19 protein-coding genes and 1 tRNA gene are annotated in these 21,394 nt (G+C 29.3%); 17 read left to right on the top strand and 3 right to left on the bottom strand.

From position 1 onward, the window contains the following. Positions 1-68 precede the first annotated feature (68 nt). Positions 69-347: a hypothetical protein gene (locus tag FYJ83_RS19655; protein ID WP_195837957.1), complete on the bottom strand. Its 279-nt coding sequence runs from the start codon at positions 345-347 to the stop codon at positions 69-71. Positions 348-566: 219 nt separating this feature from the next. Here FYJ83_RS19655 and FYJ83_RS08425 point away from each other — a divergent pair, with 219 nt between their 5' ends. The 9 genes from FYJ83_RS08425 to yihA all read left to right on the top strand — a co-directional run bounded on the left by FYJ83_RS08425 (position 567) and on the right by yihA (position 10,670). Further along, entirely contained in the window at positions 567-1,910 is a 1,344-nt protein-coding gene (locus tag FYJ83_RS08425; RefSeq protein WP_154439886.1) for a CCA tRNA nucleotidyltransferase, read from the top strand. An 81-nt stretch (positions 1,911-1,991) separates the two neighbouring features. Further along, entirely contained in the window at positions 1,992-3,338 is a 1,347-nt protein-coding gene (glmM, locus tag FYJ83_RS08420; RefSeq protein WP_154439885.1) for a phosphoglucosamine mutase, read from the top strand. 18 nt (positions 3,339-3,356) lie between these two features. Beyond that, on the top strand, positions 3,357-4,193 hold the full coding sequence (locus FYJ83_RS08415; protein WP_154439884.1) for a DegV family protein: 837 nt from the start codon (positions 3,357-3,359) through the stop codon (positions 4,191-4,193). 65 nt (positions 4,194-4,258) lie between these two features. After that, positions 4,259-4,342, top strand: a tRNA-Leu gene (locus FYJ83_RS08410). Positions 4,343-4,488: 146 nt separating this feature from the next. Beyond that, positions 4,489-5,778 carry a trigger factor gene (tig, locus tag FYJ83_RS08405; RefSeq protein ID WP_154439883.1) on the top strand — a complete coding sequence of 430 codons (1,290 nt, stop codon included), beginning with the start codon at positions 4,489-4,491 and terminating at the stop codon, positions 5,776-5,778. Between the two features lie 18 nt (positions 5,779-5,796). Further along, positions 5,797-6,378 carry an ATP-dependent Clp endopeptidase proteolytic subunit ClpP gene (gene clpP / locus FYJ83_RS08400; protein ID WP_326828322.1) on the top strand — a complete coding sequence of 194 codons (582 nt, stop codon included), beginning with the start codon at positions 5,797-5,799 and terminating at the stop codon, positions 6,376-6,378. 18 nt (positions 6,379-6,396) lie between these two features. Beyond that, entirely contained in the window at positions 6,397-7,677 is a 1,281-nt protein-coding gene (clpX, locus tag FYJ83_RS08395) for an ATP-dependent Clp protease ATP-binding subunit ClpX (protein WP_216584955.1), read from the top strand. A 67-nt stretch (positions 7,678-7,744) separates the two neighbouring features. Next, a complete protein-coding gene (lon, locus tag FYJ83_RS08390; protein ID WP_154439881.1) occupies positions 7,745-10,099 on the top strand; it encodes an endopeptidase La in 2,355 nt (784 codons plus the stop codon). After that, positions 10,086-10,670, top strand: a complete 585-nt coding sequence (gene yihA, locus FYJ83_RS08385; RefSeq protein ID WP_154439880.1) for a ribosome biogenesis GTP-binding protein YihA/YsxC — start codon at positions 10,086-10,088, stop codon at positions 10,668-10,670. Before lon ends, yihA begins: the two co-directional genes overlap by 14 nt. Before the next feature lie 62 nt (positions 10,671-10,732). On the opposite strand, the gene rd is transcribed toward yihA, so the two are convergent. After that, positions 10,733-10,891, bottom strand: a complete 159-nt coding sequence (gene rd, locus FYJ83_RS08380) for a rubredoxin (RefSeq protein ID WP_154439879.1) — start codon at positions 10,889-10,891, stop codon at positions 10,733-10,735. 177 nt (positions 10,892-11,068) lie between these two features. Here rd and FYJ83_RS08375 point away from each other — a divergent pair, with 177 nt between their 5' ends. From FYJ83_RS08375 to FYJ83_RS08345, 7 genes are all read left to right on the top strand, one after another. Further along, on the top strand, positions 11,069-11,464 hold the full coding sequence (locus tag FYJ83_RS08375; protein ID WP_229768536.1) for an ATP-binding protein: 396 nt from the start codon (positions 11,069-11,071) through the stop codon (positions 11,462-11,464). A 302-nt stretch (positions 11,465-11,766) separates the two neighbouring features. Beyond that, positions 11,767-13,602, top strand: a complete 1,836-nt coding sequence (locus FYJ83_RS08370; RefSeq protein ID WP_154439877.1) for an ABC transporter ATP-binding protein — start codon at positions 11,767-11,769, stop codon at positions 13,600-13,602. A gap of 123 nt (positions 13,603-13,725) precedes the next feature. Then, the gene (typA, locus tag FYJ83_RS08365) at positions 13,726-15,552 is read left to right on the top strand and encodes a translational GTPase TypA (RefSeq protein WP_154439876.1); all 1,827 of its coding nucleotides are present in this window, start codon (positions 13,726-13,728) and stop codon (positions 15,550-15,552) included. Positions 15,553-15,568: 16 nt separating this feature from the next. After that, positions 15,569-17,026, top strand: coding sequence for a cardiolipin synthase (gene cls, locus FYJ83_RS08360; protein ID WP_154439875.1), 1,458 nt, complete (start codon positions 15,569-15,571; stop codon positions 17,024-17,026). 43 nt (positions 17,027-17,069) lie between these two features. Further along, a complete protein-coding gene (locus FYJ83_RS08355; protein WP_154439874.1) occupies positions 17,070-17,996 on the top strand; it encodes a hypothetical protein in 927 nt (308 codons plus the stop codon). Between the two features lie 20 nt (positions 17,997-18,016). Further along, on the top strand, positions 18,017-18,859 hold the full coding sequence (locus FYJ83_RS08350; RefSeq protein ID WP_154439873.1) for an aminotransferase class IV: 843 nt from the start codon (positions 18,017-18,019) through the stop codon (positions 18,857-18,859). 247 nt (positions 18,860-19,106) lie between these two features. Further along, positions 19,107-19,274 carry an aspartyl-phosphate phosphatase Spo0E family protein gene (locus FYJ83_RS08345; protein ID WP_154439872.1) on the top strand — a complete coding sequence of 56 codons (168 nt, stop codon included), beginning with the start codon at positions 19,107-19,109 and terminating at the stop codon, positions 19,272-19,274. A 30-nt stretch (positions 19,275-19,304) separates the two neighbouring features. On the opposite strand, the gene FYJ83_RS08340 is transcribed toward FYJ83_RS08345, so the two are convergent. Further along, entirely contained in the window at positions 19,305-20,078 is a 774-nt protein-coding gene (locus tag FYJ83_RS08340; RefSeq protein ID WP_154439871.1) for a ZIP family metal transporter, read from the bottom strand. 283 nt (positions 20,079-20,361) lie between these two features. Here FYJ83_RS08340 and FYJ83_RS08335 point away from each other — a divergent pair, with 283 nt between their 5' ends. Further along, positions 20,362-21,234, top strand: coding sequence for a DegV family protein (locus tag FYJ83_RS08335; RefSeq protein WP_216584960.1), 873 nt, complete (start codon positions 20,362-20,364; stop codon positions 21,232-21,234). Positions 21,235-21,394: the final 160 nt, after the last annotated feature.

Raw genomic sequence — 21,394 nt, 5'->3', positions numbered from 1 at the left:
TCATTTATTTTTGCATATTCTGTTATTAACTCTTTCAGTGAAGATCATTTAAAACGATACATTCCTCATTATACTGTTGATATTATTCTAGCCATAATTTCTGCGATTATTTTCTTATATATGTTTATAAGAGAAGAAACAAATATTTTGAATAATAGTCTTTCGTTTTTTATGTTTTTTTTATTAAATCTAGCTACAATGGTTTTGCTACATCGAAATTTTACATCATCAGTTAAATATCTAGATGCTACTGGTTTTGGTGGAAATGTAATATATGGTTCATTGGCAATTGTTGCATTTATACTCTGTATTATTTCTCTAATAAAATCAATATTTATTATATACAATAAATATAATTAAAGAAATAAAGATTAAGACAGATATAATATAAGATCTCACAAAGTAATTCTATAAATAAATTAAAACTCAATACTAATTTACAATACAGAATATAACCACAAAGAAAGGCATTGGAATGATTTCCAATGCCTTTCTTTGTATAAAAAAACTTGTCTGCCACAAATACTATGATATACTAAAATAAGATGAAATATTGGAGTGATAATATGGAATGGAATATTCCAGAGTATGTAGATAGAATTATAGATAAGCTTGAAGCTAATGGATATAGTGGATATATAGTAGGCGGATCTGTTAGGGATATTTTAATAGGAAGAGAACCTTCAGATTTTGACATAACTACAGATGCTTTGCCAGATGAAATAGAAGAAGTTTTCAAAGAATATAAGACTCTTGAAGTAGGCAAACAATTTGGAACTATAGTTGTAGTTCAAGAGGAAGGGATTGTAGAAGTAACTACATTTAGAGCAGATGGAGAGTATGTAGATGGAAGAAGACCAGAAAGAGTATATTTTTCAAAAAATATTATAGATGATTTAAGTCGTAGAGATTTTACTATTAATTCAATGGCATATAATAAAAAAGCAGGACTAATAGATTATTTCCAAGGAAAAGAGGATTTAAAAAAAAGACAGATAAAAACTGTAGGAGATCCAAAAGAAAGATTTAGTGAAGATTATTTAAGAATAATGAGAGCACTTAGATTTGCATCACAGCTTGAATTCTCAATTGAGGAATCTACTTTTCAAGCTTGTAAATTATATAGTGAATATATTTTAAATATCAGCATAGAAAGAATTAGAGAAGAGTTTTTTAAGATTTTACTATGTAAAACCCCTTCAAATGGAATTAGGTTAATGAAAGATACAGGAATGCTTTCTATAGTTTTGCCAGAGATAATGGATACAGTAAGATTTAATCAACACACTCCTCATCATGACAAGGATGTATTTGAACATATACTGTGTGTACTAGATAATACAGATCCTATTTTAGAATTAAGACTTACTGCACTTTTACATGATATAGGAAAGCCTCATACATTGACTATAGATGAAAACGGCATAGGACATTTTTATAATCATGATAAAGTAGGGGCTAAAATAGCTGAAAAAATATTAAAAAGACTAAAAGCTTCAAATGAACTAATTGAAACTGTTAGTTTATTAATATATAAACATATGACACAGCATGATAATTTAGGAGAAAAAGGGTTAAAAAGACTATTGGCTATCATGGGAGAAGAAAGGATATTTACACTATTGGAATTAAATAAAGCTGATAGGCTATGTTCAAATAAAGATGCAAATATACAGGATTTAATAGAGAGAGAAGAGAAAATAAAAAGAATTATAGAAAATAAAGAAGTATATGAAAAAAAACAATTAACAATTAATGGTCATGATGTGATAAAATTAGGATATAAAGAAGGAAAAAAAATAGGAGAAATATTAAATTATCTATTAGAAAAGGTATTAGAAAATCCTGAATTAAATGATAAGGAAAAGTTGATTGAAATTATAAAAGAAAAGTTTAAAGCTAGTGAATAGTTAAAACGACCAATGGATTGCTGTTCTCAATTAAATGAGGAATTTTTGTTTTAGTTATTCACTAATGGGGAGGTTTATAATATGGGTAAACTATTTGGTACAGATGGTATTAGAGGAATTGCAAATAAGGACTTAACTCCAGAGTTAGCCTATGAAGTAGGGAGAGCAGGTGCTTATATATTAGCTAAAGAAAAAAAAGGTATAGTAATAGTAGGAAAAGATACAAGGGCATCAGGTGATATGTTAGAAGCTGCCATAACAGCAGGTATTTGTTCCATGGGATTAGACGTTATATCCGTAGGAGTTATACCTACTCCAGCAGTGGCATATTTAATAAGAAAATATAATGCTCTATCAGGGGTAGTTATATCTGCGTCTCATAATCCAGGTGAATATAATGGGATTAAATTTTTTAATAACCAAGGATTTAAACTGCCAGATGAGGTAGAGGAGGAAATTGAAGACATTATATTAAATAAGAAAGAATTAGATATAAGACCAATAGGAGAAAATATTGGTAAGGTAATAAAAGAAGAAAACGGACCAAAGGATTACATAGATTATTTAGTATCTACATCTAATATAGATTTAACAGGAGTTAAAATTGCTATGGATTGTGGGCATGGTGCATTATATAAAATTGGTCCTGAAACTATAAAAAGACTTGGTGGAGAAGTGGTAGTAATAAATACTGAACCAGATGGAATGAATATAAATAAAAATTGTGGTTCTACTAATCCTAAGATGATTCAAGAGCTAGTATTGAAAGAAAAAGCAGATATAGGTATCTCTTTTGATGGTGATGGAGATAGGATAATAGCCGTAGATGAACTGGGAAACGTATTAGATGGTGACCATATATTGGCTATTTGCGGACAATATCTTAAAAAACAAGGCAAACTTAAAAACAACACTATTGTAGGTACTATAATGACTAATATGGGGTTAGACACCTTTTTACAGGAAAATGGTATGAATATAGTAAAAACTAAAGTCGGAGATAGATATATATTGGAAGAAATGATTTCTAAAGATTTTGTATTAGGTGGAGAACAATCAGGCCATATAATCTTTCTAGATTATAATACTACAGGAGATGGTTTGGCCACTGGACTTCATTTACTTGAGGTAATGAAAGCTACAGGAAAAGTTATGTCGGAATTAAATAATCTAATGACTGATTTCCCACAGATATTAGTAAATGCAAAAGTAAGAAATGAACTTAAATATAAATATTATGAAAATGAAGAAATAAGAGAAGAAATAGAAAGAATTGAAGATATGTTTAAAGGTCAAGGAAGAGTAGTCATAAGACCTTCAGGTACAGAACCTTTAGTTAGAGTAATGCTTGAAGCTAAGGAAGATATAGGGCTTTTAAAAATAGCATCTGATTTAGCAGAGTTTATTGAAATAAGATTAGGAAATTAAAAAATGTGGGGTGATTAGATGAATTATAAAATTGTAGCAGATAGTAGTTGTGATTTAAATGAAGAACTAAAGGAAAATCTTAATATAAGCTTAGTTCCATTTAAAATAGATGTAGACGATAAAAAATTTATTGATGATGAAAGCATGAATCCTATAGAATTAATTCAAGCTATGAGAAATAGTTCAAATCCAGTAAAGACTTCCTGCCCTTCACCTGGAGATTTTGTAACTGAATACAGAAAGGCAGATAATATTTTTGCTGTTACCATCTCAAGTCAGCTAAGCGGAACATATAATTCAGCATTGTTGGCAAAAGAAATGGTACAGGAGGAAGATCAAAATAAATTTATTCATGTATTTGATTCAAAGTCTGCAAGTATAGGAGAAACTTTAATATCTATGAAAATACAGGAATTAGTAGAAAAGCAGTTAAGTAACTTTGAAATAGTAGAAAAAGTAGAGAGTTACATTAATGGAATGAAAACATTTTTCATTTTAGAGAGTTTAGATAATTTAATTAAAAATGGAAGGATTTCAAAAACAAAGGGATTAATAGCTAATGTATTAAACTTAAAGCCTATTATGGGATCTACTGATGACGGGGAAATAAAATTAGTTGAAAATGTAAGGGGTACCAAAAAGGCTTTCAAGAGACTAATTGAGATAATTGGAGAAACTGGAGAAAAATTTGAAGAAAAGATTTTAGCCATTTCCCATGCAAATGCTCTGGACAAAGCTGAGGAATTAAAGAGAGAAATTCAAAGTAGATATAATTTCAAGGACATAATTGTAGTAAAGACAGCAGGTCTTAGTACGGCATACGCTTATGATGGGGGAGTAATACTTGTCTTTTAAAAAAATATTGACAAGTAAAAACAACATGGTATAATAATAAAGTGAGTTAAATTTATTTTATTTATGCGGGAGTGGCGGAATTGGCAGACGCGCTAGACTTAGGATCTAGTGTCATTGACGTGGGGGTTCAAGTCCTCTTTCCCGCACCATGTTAAAACCAGTGGATTTGGACCATTGGTTTTTTTACTATGTTTTTGTGATTTATAGTGTTGGATATTGTTATTTGTTATGTTATAATTTTATGATATAATAGGTTAGTTAAAATGGATAAATATACTGGAGGAGGAAAATATAAATGAAAGCTGTATTAGAAAAAAAAGAGAGTAATAAAGTTAGTTTTACCATTGAAATACCAGAGGTAGATTTTGAAAAAGCAACGCAAGAAGCGTATATAAAAAACAGATCAAGATTCAATATTCCAGGATTTAGAAAAGGAAAAGTACCAAGAAAGATTATAGAACTAAATTATGGTCCAGAATTTTTTTATGAAGAAGCTATTAATCTTATTTTGCCAGAAGCATATAATAATGCAGTAGAAGAATTAAAGCTTGAACCAGTTGACCAACCAGAAGTAGATATTGATGAAATAGAAAAAGGGAAACCTATTGTTGTTAAAATAGAAGTAGTAGTTAAACCAGAGGTAAATATTGGAGATTACAAAAGTATAGAAATCGAAAAAATAGAGTATAATGTAACAGATGATAATATAACAGAAGAATTAAAATCAGTTCAGGAAATGAACGGAAGAATAATAGATGTAGAAGATAGAGCTGTTACAACTGGTGATATATTAAATATTGATTATAAAGGATTTGTAGGAGAAGAACAATTCCAAGGTGGAACTGCTGAAGCACAAGAATTAGAAATTGGTTCTGGAAGATTTATTCCAGGTTTTGAAGAACAATTAGTGGGTAAGAATAAAGGAGAAGAAGTAGATGTAGTAGTAACTTTCCCAGAAGAATACCATGCAGAAGAGTTAAAAGGCAAAGAAGCCATATTTAAAGTAAAGATAAATGAAATAAAAGAAAAAGAATTACCAGAACTTGATGATGAGTTCGCAAAAGATGTATCTGAATTTGATACTTTAGAAGAATATAAAAATGATATTAAAGAAAAACTAGAAAAAGAATTCAAAGAAAAAGAAGAAGTAGAAAATGAAAATAATCTAATTGAAAAAGTAATAGAATCTTGCGAAGTGGATATACCAGAAGCTATGATAGATACTCAGTTACAAAATGAATTATCTGATTTTGATTATAGAATGAGAACACAAGGAATCAATTTAGAGCAGTATTTACAAATAACTAATTCAACTATAGATAGCTTAAAAGAACAGTTAAGACCTATGGCGGCTCAAAGAGTTAAAGGAGACTTAGTTCTTGAGGCTATTGCTAAGGCTGAAAATATTACTGTAACAGAAGAAGATATAGACAAAGAATTAGAAAAAATGGCTGATTCCTATAAGCAAGAAAATAAAGAGAAATTTATTGAAGATATGAGAAAGGGAGATTTATCTTTCTTAGAAACAGCTATTACTAATCAAAAGGTTATTGAATTGCTTAAATCAATCGTTAAATTTAAATAATTAATGGAGGGATGTAAAGTGACTTTAGTTCCTATGGTAGTAGAGCAAACTAACAGAGGGGAAAGATCTTATGATATTTACTCTAGATTATTAAAAGAAAGAATAATATTTCTAGGCAGTGAAGTTAATGATGTCAGTGCAAATCTTATAGTTGCACAATTATTATTCCTAGAAGCAGAAGACCCAGAGAAAGATATTCAACTTTATATAAATAGTCCAGGTGGTTCAGTAAGTGCAGGATTTGCTATATTTGATACTATGCAATATATAAAACCAGATGTATCAACTATATGTACTGGTATGGCAGCATCTATGGGTGCATTTTTACTTGCAGCAGGAGCAAAAGGTAAAAGATTTGCTTTGCCAAATGCTGATATTATGATACACCAGCCTTTAGGTGGAGCTAAAGGTCAGGCTGAAGATATAAGAATTCAAGCTGAAAAGATTATTGAAATAAGAGAAAGAATAAATAGAATATTGGCAGAAAGAACAGGTCAACCATTAGAAAAGGTATCTAAAGATACAGACAGAGATTATTACATGACAGCAGAAGAAGCAAAAACATATGGAATAATAGACGAGGTAATATCAAGAAAATAATATAAGTGAGGTGTCATCGTGGTAAAATATGATGAAAGACAGCTTCGTTGCTCTTTCTGTGGGAAGCCCCAAGAACAAGTCAGAAGGCTTATTGCAGGGCCAAATGTTTATATATGTAATGAATGTATAGAATTGTGTCAAGAAATAATTGAAGAGGAATTCATTGATAGTTTCGATTATGAAATGCAAGATTTACCAAAACCTGCTGCCATAAAGGATACTTTAGATGAATATGTTATAAAACAGGATAGAGCTAAAAGAGCTTTAGCCGTAGCAGTTTATAATCATTATAAAAGAATAAACAAGAAACCCACAAAGAGTAACGATGTGGAGCTACAAAAAAGTAATATTATTATGTTAGGGCCTACAGGTTCTGGTAAAACATTATTAGCACAGACTTTAGCAAAGATATTAAATGTACCTTTTGCAATAGCAGATGCTACTTCCTTAACAGAAGCAGGATATGTAGGAGAAGATGTAGAGAATATAATCTTAAAGCTTATTCAAGCAGCAGATTATGATATAGAAAGAGCTGAAAAAGGTATAATATATATAGATGAGGTAGATAAAGTAGCTAGAAAAACTGAAAACCCATCTATTACAAGAGATGTAAGTGGTGAAGGAGTACAGCAGGCACTTCTGAAAATACTAGAAGGCACAGTTGCAAATGTCCCACCTCAAGGTGGAAGAAAACATCCTCATCAAGAATTCATTCAAGTTGATACAACGAATATATTGTTCATAGTTGGAGGAGCTTTTGATGGTTTAGATAAGATAATTCAAAATCGTGTAGGTAAAAAAGCTATGGGTTTTGGCGCAGATATAACTTTACAAAAGGAACAAAAGATAGGAGAACTTTTAAAACATCTTCAACCAGAAGACCTTCTTAAATTTGGATTGATTCCAGAATTTGTAGGAAGACTTCCAGTTACGGTGACTTTAGAGGAATTAGATGAAGAATCACTAGTAAAAATCCTTACAGAACCTAAAAATGCACTTGTAAGACAATATAAAGAATTATTCAATATGGATGGAGTAGATCTTGAATTTGAAAACGAAGCTTTAGTATCCATAGCTAAAAAAGCTATAGAGAGAAAGACAGGAGCAAGAGGACTTAGAAGTATAATAGAAGAAGTAATGCTGGATATTATGTATGAAATTCCTTCTAGAGATGATGTAGAAAAATGCGTCATAACTAAAGAAACAATAGAGAATAAAGTAGAACCTACTTTAGTAATTTCAGATAGAAAAAAGAAAAGTAGATCTAATAAAACAAATAACAAGGAATCTGCATCTTAAAGGCTCACTTTTTGTGGGCTTTTCCTTGTATTTATACATATTGCAGTTTATTGGAGGGATATTAGAATTGAATCAATATAATATAGAGAAGAAAACCCTGCCATTAATACCACTAAGAGGCATATCCATGTTTCCGCATATGGTGGTTCATTTTGATATTGGACGAGATAAATCCATTAAAGCTTTAGAAAAGACCATGATGGATGATTCTGAAATCCTTTTATGTACTCAAAAAGACCCTAAGGTCAATGAACCAAGTATAGATGATTTTTATCATACAGGAACTATAGCAAAGGTAAAACAAATGTTAAAATTACCTGGTGGAAGTATTAGGGTATTGGTGGAAGGAGTAAATAGAGGTAAAGTAACAGATATAATCCAAGAAGAACCATATTTTATAACTGAAGTAGAAGAATTAAAATATGAAGAAGAAGATATAGAAAAAGATTCTACTACAGAGGCAGCCATGAGACTTGTAGTAAATGATTTTGAAGAATATATCTCCTATAATGATAGAATATCTTCTGAAATCTTAATTACCATAACAGATATAGAAGATCCAGGAAGGCTTGCAGATGTTATAGCCTCTTATATATATTTAAAACCAGAAGATGACCAAAAAATATTAGAATCCTTTGATTTTTATGAACGATTGGAATTACTTCATATAATGCTTCAAGAAGAAATAGAAGTGTTAAAAATTGAAGATCAAATAAATCAAAGAGTAAAGAAACAAATAAATAAAGTTCAAAAAGAATACTACCTTAAAGAACAAATAAAAGCTATTCAAAAAGAATTAGGTCAAGATGATGATATAATAGTGGAAGCAGAGGAATATGAAGAGAAAATAAATGGAATAAAGATGCCTAAAGAAGTAAAAGAAAAGGCAATGAAAGAAGTTGAAAGACTTCTCAGATTATCATCTCACTCACCAGAAACAGGAGTTATTAGAACTTATTTAGACTGGATAATAGACCTTCCTTGGAATAAGGAAACTAAAGATAAAATAGATATTAAAAAATCTAGAGATATATTAAATGAAGAACATTATGGATTAACTGATGTAAAGGAAAGAATACTAGAGTTTATAGCAATTAAGAAGCTGACTAATAGTATGAAAGGGCCTATAATCTGTTTAGTAGGACCTCCAGGAGTAGGAAAAACGTCCATAGCAAGGTCAATTGCTAAATCTCTCAATAAAAAATTTGTTAGAATGTCTTTAGGTGGAGTAAGGGATGAAGCAGAAATAAGAGGTCATAGAAGGACTTATATTGGTTCTATGCCAGGAAGTATAATTAATTCCATGAAAAAAGCAGGAACTAAAAATCCAGTATTCTTATTTGATGAAATTGACAAATTAAGCAGTGATTATAGAGGAGACCCAGCCAGTGCATTATTAGAGGTTTTAGACCCTGAACAAAATGTAACATTTACAGATCATTATTTAGATGTACCTTTTGATTTATCTAAAGTGCTATTTATAACTACTGCAAATACTACAGCTACAATTCCAGGGCCACTTTTAGATAGAATGGAAGTAATTAGAATATCAGGATATACAGAAGAAGAAAAGTTGCAGATTGCATTAAATCACTTGTTGCCTAAACAAATAAAAGAACATGGTTTAAGTGAAGATAATTTAATAGTATCAGAATCTGCCGTTAGAAGTATAATAAATAATTATACTAGAGAAGCAGGAGTTAGAAATTTAGAAAGAAATATAGCCAATATATGCAGGAAATCAGCAAAGAGAATTGTAGAGGAAAACAAAAAGAAAATTAGAATAAATAATAACAATTTATCAAACTATTTAGGGGCTGAAAAATATAGATTTGATACCTTAGAAGAGGAAAATCAAATAGGGGTAGCAAATGGATTAGCTTGGACAGCTGTAGGAGGAGAAACACTTTCTGTAGAAGTAAATAGTATGAAAGGCACAGGAAAAATTCAACTAACAGGAAAATTAGGAGATGTAATGAAGGAGTCAGCCATGGCAGCAATTAGTTATATTAGAGCTAATTCCAATACTTTAGGTATTGAAGAGAACTTCCATAAAGAAATGGATATACACATTCATGTTCCAGAAGGAGCAATACCAAAAGACGGTCCATCTGCAGGAATTACCATTGCTACAGCAGTTATTTCAGCACTATCTAATAGACCAATTAAAAGGGAAGTTGCAATGACAGGAGAGATTACCTTAAGAGGTAGAGTACTCCCAGTTGGTGGTATTAAAGAAAAGGTATTGGCAGCTAATAGAATGGGAATAAAGAAGGTGCTATTACCTTTAGAAAATGAAAAAGATTTAGAAGAAATTCCGGATAAAATAAGAAGAAAAATGAAATTTGTTCCTGTAAAAAATATGGAACAAGTAATAAAACAAGCTTTAATTGAAAGAGTTGATAAAAATGAAAATAATTAAATCGGATTTACATTCAATTGCAGTAGGTCCAAAGCAATATCCTCAAGATGACCTTCCAGAAATAGCCTTTGCCGGAAGGTCCAATGTAGGAAAATCCTCTTTTATAAACTCCATGGTTAATAGAACAAATTTAGCAAGAACTTCAGGAAAACCAGGAAAAACTAGAACTATTAATTTCTATATAATAAATGATAGTTTTAGATTTGTGGATTTACCTGGATATGGTTATGCAGTAGCTTCTAAAAGTGAAATCGAAAAATGGGGAGAAATAATAGATAGGTATTTAACCCAAAGAGAAAACTTAAGGGAAGTAGTTTTAGTTGTAGATATACGACACGAACCAACTAGCCAAGACTTACAGATGTACCAATGGATTAAATCCTTTGGATATACAGGTATAGTAATAGCAACTAAGGTAGATAAGATTTCAAAGGGAAATTGGCAAAAAAACGTAAAGATAATTAAAGACAAACTGGGAATCAAGGACACCAACCTTATAATTCCTTATTCATCAGAAAAAAAGATAAACAAGGAAAAAGTATGGCAGGTATTTGAAGAGATTATTTCATAGAAAAAAACAAAGGCTAGTAGTTTAAAAACTACTGGCCTTTATGTAAGGAATATTATCCTTTTTTATTCTTGAGAAAATTGGCTTTTATCTGCACCACATACTGGACACACCCAATCCTCTGGTACATCTGTCCAAGCAGTTCCTGGAGCTACTCCATTATCTGGATCTCCCTCTGCTGGATCATAAACATAACCACATGGATCACATACCCATCTTTCCATTTCCATCCTCCTCTCATTTTGTAATCATGTAGATGATACCCAAATATAAGATTAATAAACTTATAAAATAATAATTATAAAAACTTTTTTAAGCTTATTTATAATGTGGGTTAGATTAAGAAAAATATGGGTAAAATATAAATAGACAATAAGAAGTTAAATATTTAGATGGAAGTGATGACATTGGATTTTAAGTACAGTGGCACTGTATGCAGCGACTTAGAAATGATAAAAAACTTTATTGATGATATTTTAAAGAAATTAAACAAGATAATATCGAACAGAGATACTATGTTTGACATAAAACTAATACTAAATGAACTAGTTATTAATGGAGTTTTACATGGTAATGATAGTATTATATCCAAATGTGTTAAACTATCTTTAGAGGTAGAAGAAGATAAAATAACAATTCAGGTGGAAGATGAAGGAAAGGGTATAGACTATGACTGCAAATCCTATGATCCTACTGATCTAAAATGTTTTGGAAGAGGATTAGTTATTGTAAATGGTCTTTCAGATGAGTTTTATATACAAAAAAATAAAGTTACAGCAATAAAACGAATAAACTAAAGATTAAAATCAATAAATCAGGTCTTATTTTGAAGACTTGATTTTTTTATTATAAATATTTAAGTAAGAAAAATAATACAGAAAAAAGTTAAATTTTCAGACAAGGTTCGACAAAAGAACAAATATATATATGATATAATAGATAAGATATTAAAACTTTATATAATGATATGAAATATACTATCTATTTGATTTAAGAAGAAATAGTAATGGCAACTGTAAGACATACATTACAAGCGTTAGAATATAGAGAATAAACATCAAAAGATTATGGTAAAATAGAAACTATAAAGGAGAAAACTATGGATCATGAAATATATTCATTTAACTTAAAAGATGCAATAAAATCCTTCAAATCATTTCCAAAGGTATTTAAGTTGCTGTGGAATGTTAAACGAACATATTTAATATTAATAACGATATTTTATATAATAAATGGCATACTTCCAGCGGCTTCAATACTTGCTACACAATCTTTACTAAATTCAATACAAACCAGTATAGGGAAAGAATTTACCTATGTATTATATCCATTGATAATATATTTAGCTTTAAATTCTTTTGGATATATAATTTCACAACTCAATTCATATTTACAGAATATATATAGAATAGATTTAAACTATAAAATGAGTGTAATGATATTAGAGAAAGCTAAAATCCTTAGTCTAAGTGATTTTGAGAATTCAGAAGTCTATGATAAGCTAAGGAGGGCACAAAATGAGGCAATAGAAAGACCCTATGCAGTATTCTCCATAGTACTAAGTTTAATAAGCCAATTTTTAGGCTTTATATCATCCTTAGCTATATTATTATATTGGAAACCATGGATAATACTTTTAGTAGTAGCTATTCCATTTATATCAACAATTTATATGGCTAAAATAGGGCATTTACAATATAAAATAGAATATGAAAGATCACAGGAAAGAAGAAAAGCTTGGTATCTTAATTATCTAATGACAAATGATATAGCATTTAAAGAAATAAAGATATATAGATTAGGAGATTACTTTATTGAAGGATATAAAAAACTAAGTAATAGTTTTATTAAACAAGATAAAAAAATAATCAAAAAAAGAACATTAACATCATTTATATTTGAAATATTCGACCAAATAATAGGAGGATTTATACTATATCTAATAGTACAATCTGCTTATATAGGAGAAATACTATTAGGAAATACAGTTGCGTACATAAGAAGTCTTTCAAATATAAAAGGAAACATGGAGGGATTATTAGGCTCAATATTAGCAATGTACCAAAACAATCTATATATAAAACAGCTATTTGACTTTCTGGAAATGCCGGTAAAAGAAGAACTACCAATGTCAGATAGTATACCAATAGAAGAAATAAATACAATAGAATTTAGAGATGTTAGTTTTAAATACCCCAATAGACAGGAATATGCCTTAAGAAATATAAGCTTTAAAATAAGAAAAGGAGAAAATATTTCTTTAGTGGGAGAAAATGGTTCAGGAAAATCTACATTGGTAAAGTTAATATCGGGGTTTTATTATGATTATGAAGGAGAAATATTAATTAATGGAGTATCAATAAAGAAAATAGATAAAAAAGATTTAGGCAATAAAATAGGAATTATATTTCAAGATTTTAATAGATATGAATTAACTTGTAGAGAAAATATAGGATTAGGAAATATAGACTTAATAGATAATGATATAAAACTACAAGAGGCAATAGATAAGGCTTATGCAAGAGGGATGGTTAGTAATTTGCCAAAAGGAATAGATACACAGCTAGGAGTATGGTTTGATGAAGGAGTTCAATTATCGGGAGGACAGTGGCAAAGAATAGCATTGTCTCGAGCATTTTTAAGAAATGCAGATTGTTATATATTAGATGAACCAAGTGCATCTTTAGACCCAATATCAGAACATGAAATATTTAAAAGAGCTTCGGATTTATCAAAAGATAAGATAAGTATATTTATATCCCACAGATTATATAATCTAAGAAAAATATCTTCTAAAATAATGGTATTGAAAGATGGAAGATTAATAGAGTATGGAACTCATGAAGAACTTATGAACTTAAATAAACATTATAGATATCTTTATGATTTACAAAACACTATTGATATGCATGATGAAATAAAAACGACTGCATAGTAACGATAAAATAAAATCTGATATATAAATATCAGATTTTATTTTGTTTTATTCTTAAAGTATGATAAAATGAATTCTGTTAAAGCTATAGATAAGAATTTTAAATAGGAAAGGACTTGTTGTATGAAGATCAAAAGAAACGATATAAGAAATATTGCTATAATTGCCCATGTAGACCATGGAAAGACAACTTTAGTTGATAGTTTATTAAAGCAATCAGGAGTTTTTAGGGCAAATCAAGTAGTAGAAGATAGAGTAATGGACTCTAATGATATAGAAAAAGAAAGAGGTATAACAATACTTGCAAAGAATACTGCAATAAATTACAAAGATGTTAAAATAAATATAATAGATACTCCGGGGCATGCTGACTTTGGTGGAGAAGTGGAACGTGTTTTAAAGATGGTAAGTGGAGTAATCTTAGTAGTAGATGCTTTTGAAGGACCAATGCCTCAAACTAAATTTGTTTTAAAAAAGGCATTTGAACTAGATTTACCAGTAATAGTATGTATCAATAAAATTGATAGACCAGAAGCAAGACCAAATGAAGTAATAGATGAAGTTTTAGATTTATTTATAGAACTAGGTGCAAATGAAAGTAATTTAGATTGTCCATTTTTATTTGCCTCTGCTAAAAAAGGTATAGCTACTTTATCCTTAGAAGATGAAGGAGAAAATATGGATCCATTATTTGAAACTATAATCGAAAATATACCTGCCCCAGAGGGTGATATAGACGAGCCTTTACAGGTTTTGGTATCTACAATAGACTACAATGATTATATAGGAAGAATAGGAATAGGGAAAATTGAAAGAGGAAAAATAGCTGCTAATGATGAAGTGTTAATAGTAAATATTGAAAGTCCACATAAGCAGCAAAAAGTTAAAATATCTAAAGTATATGAATTTGAAGGATTAAACAGGGTAGAAGTAGAATCGGCATCAGTAGGAAGTATCATTGCCGTAACTGGAGTAGAAGATATTCATATAGGAGACACATTATGTGATATTGATAAATCTGAAGCCTTACCTTTTGTAAAGATTTCAGAACCAACTATTGCCATGACTTTTTCAGTAAACAATAGTCCTTTTGCAGGAAGAGAAGGAAAGTTTGTAACCTCTAGACAAATAAGGAACAGGTTGTTTAAAGAACTACAAACAGATGTAAGCCTTAGAGTAGAAGAAACTGAATCTACAGATGCCTTTAAAATATCAGGCAGAGGAGAGCTTCATTTATCAGTTTTAATTGAGAATATGAGAAGAGAAGGATATGAGTTTCAAGTATCTAAACCAGAAGTTTTATTTAAAGAAGAAAATGGTAAGAAAATGGAACCAATGGAGAAGGTAACAATAGATTTATCTAATGATTTTATTGGAGCAGTTATAGAAAAATTAGGACAAAGAAAAGGTGAGCTAATTAGTATGACTGAATCCAACGGAGGATATGCTAGACTGGAATTTTTAATACCAGCTAGAGGTTTAATAGGCTATAGACAAGAATTTATGACAGATACAAAGGGTAATGGAATACTTAACTCTGTGTTTGAAGGATATGCAGCCTATAAAGGAGAAATTCCAAGAAGAAAAGTAGGCTCTCTTATTTCATTTGAAACTGGTGAATCTACATCCTATGGACTTCACTCAGCGCAGGAAAGAGGAATATTATTTATAGGTGCTGGTATACCAGTATATACTGGCATGGTAGTAGGTTCTAATCCAAAAGGATTAGATATAGATGTAAATGTATGTAGAAAAAAACAACAATCAAACGTTAGAGCCTCTGGTTCAGATGAAGCTTTAAGACTTTCACCACCAAGGGATATGTCTTTAGAAGAGGCTTTAGAATTTATCGAAGATGATGAATTAATAGAAATAACACCTATTAGCTTTAGAATAAGAAAAAAAATATTAGATAGCAGCAAGAGATATAAAGCAAAGAAAAATAATTAATTTCTAGGGGGGAAATATGGAATTTCTGTTTACATCTTATGGATGGATATTTAGAAATATATTATGGTTAAATATTTTATTTGCTATTTTACTTGTATTCTTTGAAAGAAGAAATCCTACTTCTACTTGGCTTTGGGTAATGGTTTTAACATTTTTACCAGGAATAGGTTTTATTTTGTATCTATTTATTGGTCAAGATCTAAGCAAGAAAAGATTATTTAAAATAAAAGAGGAAGAAGATTATTGCTTTAAAAATTTGGCATTGAACCAAGAGGAACAAATGATAAATGATGAATATAAGTATAGGGACCCAAATTATACCAGATATGAAGATTTGATAAAAATGCACTTAATTAGTTCAGACTCGTTTTTTACCCAAGATAATAATGTAGCCATATATTTTGATGGAAATGAAAAATTTGAAGCATTATTGGAATCCATAAAAAGTGCAAAACAATATATTCATTTACAATATTATATATTTAAATCAGATAATCTAGGAATTAAAGTAATAGATGCCTTATGTGAAAAAGCTAAGGAAGGAATAGAGGTAAAACTTTTAATTGATGGAATGGGGGGCAGAAATTTTTCAAAAAAGTATATCCATAAATTAAAAATGGCTGGTGGAGAGGTAGGAGTATTTTTCCCCCCATTTGTCCCTTTAATAAGTCTTAGAATCAATTATCGTAATCATAGGAAGATATGTATAATAGATGGAAAAGAAGCTTTTATAGGTGGTTTTAATATAGGTGATGAATATATTGGTTTGTCTAAAAAATTTGGATTTTGGAGAGATACTCATTTAAAAATAAAGGGTTCTGCCATATCATCGTTACAGTGGAGATTTTTTCTTGATTGGAGATTTGCTACAGGTAAAGAAATAACTAGATGTCAAACATATCTTGCAGCAGAAGATGATTGGGGAAATACTGGAATTCAAATAGTTTCTTCAGGACCAGATTCAAAATGGCCCAGCATTAAAGATGGGTATCTTAAGATGATTTCTAATGCAAAAGAAAAGATATATATAGAGACTCCCTATTTTATACCAGATGACAGTATATTTGAAGCCTTAAAATTAGCAGGATTATCTGGATTAGATGTAAGAGTTATGATACCTTGTAAACCAGACCATCCATTTGTCTATTGGGCTAGTATGAGTTATATTGGGGAATTACTTCAGGCAGGAGTAAGATTCTATACTTATGAAAGAGGTTTTCTTCATTCAAAAGTGGTTTTAATGGATGATTTCATTTCCTCAGTAGGAACAGCAAACTTAGATATTCGTAGCTTTAAATTGAATTTTGAAGTTAACGCATTTTTATATGATGAGTCTATAAATTTAAAATTAACAGATAAATTTATAGATGATTTACAGTATTGTAAGGAAATAACTTTAAATGAATATAGAAATAGGAGCAATATAGTAAAAATTAAAGAATCTTTTTCTAGATTATTATCTCCTATTCTTTGATAAAATAATTACCTCTGGAAATAATAATCTAGAGGTGATTATTTTGAAAAGAGTTAAATTATCTATATTATTCATAGCAATATTGTTTACGTTAAGTGGCTGCAAAATAACTAAAAATCAAAGTGCAAAATTTGAAAAGAAAGATAAAGCACCAAACTATCTAAGAGATATAAGTGGAGAACTTCAAGATACACTCAAAAATATAGAAAAAATTGAGAAAATCTTAGATGGTACTTATGTCGAAGAAATGCCCAAAGAGAATAAGGCTAAAGATCAAGAATCTACAGGAGACAAAGGTAAAGATCAAAACCAAAACCAAAATTCTAATGGTGAGGAATCAGGTGGTAAACAAGGGGAAAGTAATAATGAAGGTGGAAGTACTAAGGAAGATGTGAGTAAAGAAAGTACAAAAAATAAAGAGCAGGAAAAAAAAGAAAAAGATAAAGAAGAACTTTTAAAAAACTGGCAGGAAATAGATAAGAAGATAGAAGATATACACAAGAATTGGAATGACTACGAACCAGAAGGAATAAAAAAAGGAGCTACTACAGAAAAGACTGATAGTTTCAGATCAAGTTTAAATTTATTAACAAAAAGTGTTGAAGAAAGAAATATAAGAAAAGTTTATAACTATGGCAGTCAAACTATGTTAAACCTTGTACCTATTATGAGTTTATATAGAGATGAGGTGGGAGGAGAAATAAATAAAATTAAATATGCTGTATATCAAGCATATATAAATTCGTTAGAAGGAAAAAATACTAAAGCTTCTGATTTATTAAAAAGTGTAGAAGAAGATATAGATAAAATGAGATTGAAATTTGAAAAAGATGATGATAAAGTAAAGATATTAGAGAAAATCAACTTATCTATAGAAGATATGCGAAAGTCCTTATCACAAAAAAGCGTAAAGCTAATTAGAATTAAGAAGGATATAATTATAAACAATTTGGAGGAAATAGAAAAGTAATATATAAAAGGGGGATAAAAATGAAGAAAGAAGCAATTAAAGATTATGTAATTTTAAACGGAAAGATTATAAAAACAGAAGAAATCGAAATTTTTGAGAAAGTAGAAAAGCCACCTATATATGAAGTCATAAGAACTATAGATGGAGTTCCTCTTTTTTTAGAAGACCATTTAGAAAGAATGTTTGAATCAGCCAATATAATTGGATATAGAATAGATAAAGATATTTACGAAATAAAAAATGATATTAAAAAACTCATTTTAAAAAATAATATAGATAAATTAAATATAAAACTTTTATCTACTGATATTGAAGGAATAGGAAAAGTATTTTTAGTTTACAATATAGAAAGCTTTTATCCTCCAGAAGAATATTATAAAGATGGAATACATACTACAATATTTCATCATGAACGTAACAATCCCAATGCAAAAGTATTATTTACATCCTTTAAAGAAAATGTGACAAAGAAATTAGAAGAAAACAAGGCATTTGAAGCATTACTTGTAAATAAATCAGGTTATATACCTGAAGGAAGCCGTTCCAATATTTTCTTTGTAAAAGGTGATAAAGTTTATACAGCAAAAGGCACAGATGTACTAATAGGCATTACGAGAAAACATATATTTAATATATGTAATAAGCTAAATATAAAAATAGTGGAAGAAAGTATTCATATAGATGATATAAGAAAAATAGATGGAGCATTTATGTCAGGAACATCTGTAAATGTATTGCCTATATCAAGTATTGATGATATAAAAATAGATTCTATTAACAATAAAATTATAAGAGAGATAAAGAATACCTATGTAACTGAAATGAATAATTATATATCGAACAATAAAAAACAATGGAAATAGTTATTCCCATTGTTTTTATTGTTAAAAGTATATTATAAAATTGTAAAAAGGATTTTTTAAGACTCTAATTATTATATTATTTATATAAATAATATAAAAGATGTGTTTAATATAAATTAAACTGGATATAATACAATAAAGTATTAATTGGATGAACCTTTAATGAATATCTAGAATTGCAAAGATAAAATCTACGTTCCAAATTTTATTTTAGTAATATTTTTGATAATAGAAAGGTTGTGAAGCCATGGGTGAAAATGTAAGATTAAAGGAAGTAAGAAATGAAATTGAACAAAAAAGAAAAGAGTTAAATGAGATTATTGTAGAAGGTATAGATAAAGAAAAGATTGTAACTTTCAGCCAAGAGTTGGATGTACTTATAAATAAATATTATTTCTTGAAAGTAGAGGAGTGACAAAAAATAGCAGATTAATCTGCTATTTTTTTATCCCAAAGTAACATCTAGTATCATCATAATAACAAAACCAATTATGACACCATAAGTAGCCTCACGTTCATATCCATTATTGTGAGTTTCAGGGATTATTTCATCTGATATAACGAATAACATTGCACCGGCTGCAAAGGCTAAAATAAATGGCAATATAGGCTTAAAAACCGACACAAGTCCAATACCTAGTATACCACCTATTGGCTCTACTAGTCCTGTTAATAGTGCTACTAAAAAAGCTTTTTTAACATCGTATTTTTCTCTAACTAAAGCCAAGGCTACAGCTAGACCTTCAGGAATGTTTTGAAGTCCTATACCTAGGGCAATTGATAAGCCGTTTCTTATATTATCATCACCAAAACCAACGCCTACAGCCAAACCTTCAGGAAAATTATGAAGGGTTATTGCAATGATAAATAACCATATCTTTTTTAGAGATGTACTAGCTCCTTCAGTTCTTTTATCTAAAAGATGAACATGGGGTGAATATTTGTCTGTTAAATCGAGAAATATAGCACCTACTAATATTCCTAATGCAGTTATAAAAGCACCTTTAACAGTACCACCTGAATATTCTAAGCTAGGCACTATGAGGGAAAACGAAGTAGCTGCTAACATTACACCAGCAGCAAAACCTAGTAAGGTATCTAACATTTTTTCAGAGATATTTTTTGTGAAAAATATAGGAATAGCCCCTATACCTGTAAATAGACCGGCTATGGTACTGGCTAATATACCTAATAAAAAAGTATTTTCTAGTAAAGTCATAAATATCCCTCCTTTATATTAAGTATAAGAAGGTAAAGTTAGTAAGTCAATACTTAAACTAAAAAAGGAATACCTATTAAACAAATAATCATTAAAATTAATATTGCAATTATCCAAAATAAAGTTTTTTTCTTAATAAAGAATAATTTCATGAAATTCAGCTCCTTAAAATAATAGTAATATAATCTATTTAAAAAATAAAAAATATATTCCATTATTTTCATTTTATTGTTAATTCTATTTAAATAATGTTGTATAATATTATAGAGGGAGGGATATAAAAGTGGGAATAAAAATATTAAGTGATAGTGCTTGTGATTTACCAAAAGAATTAATACAAGAATATAGTATAGATATTTTACCTATTGTTGTGATTAAAGATGATAAGGAATATTTAGATAATATTACAATAGAATCTAAGAAAGTATATGATGATATGAGGAATGGTGAAGTATATAAAACAGCACAGATACCACCTAGTGTATTTCAAGAAAGGTTTACAGAATATGCTCAAAATGGGGACAATGTTATATATATAGCTTTCTCATCAGGATTATCTGGAACTTACCAAACATCTTTATTTGTAAGAGATGAAATTTTAGAAAAATATCCAAAGTTTCAATTGGATATAATAGACTCTAAATCAGCTACTGTTGGTTTTGGATTGATTGTACTTGAGGCAGCAAAAATGGCGAAAGAAGGAAGAACAAAAGAAGAAATCATAAAGGCAATAGAATTTTATGTAGAAAATATTGAACATATATTTACTGTAGATGATATTGAATATTTATTTAGAGGAGGGAGGGTATCCAGAACTCAAGCTTTTTTTGGAGGATTATTAAATATTAAACCAGTTCTTCATGTAGATGATGGTAAATTAGTTCCATTAGAAAAAGTAAGAGGGAAAAACAAAGTATTTAAAACTATGTTGGATATTATGGAAAAGAGAACCTCTGAAGTTGAATTAAAAGATCAAATTGTTGGAATTAGTCATGGTGATAATATAGAAGGAGCTATGAAATTAAAAGAACTAATTTCCGAAAAGTTTGGAGTTGAAACTTTTATTATAAATACCATAGGTGCTTCAATAGGTGCTCACTCTGGTCCAGGAACATTAGCAATATTTTTTCTTAGAGAAAGATATAAAGACAATTAAAGAAATAGAAAGCTAAATAAATTTTTATTTAGCTTTTTTTATTTAATAGGAAAGTCCTACTTTTCCTATTAAATAAAAAAAAGGCAGCCCAGGAATCTTGAGCATGCCAATAAAGCCTAAGATTGTTAGACTATTTTCTGTACTCGTAATGAACACCACG

This window comes from Tissierella pigra (assembly GCF_009695605.1).
GTDB lineage: Bacteria > Bacillota > Clostridia > Tissierellales > Tissierellaceae > Tissierella > Tissierella pigra.
This window is presented reverse-complemented; position numbering and strand designations above follow the sequence as displayed.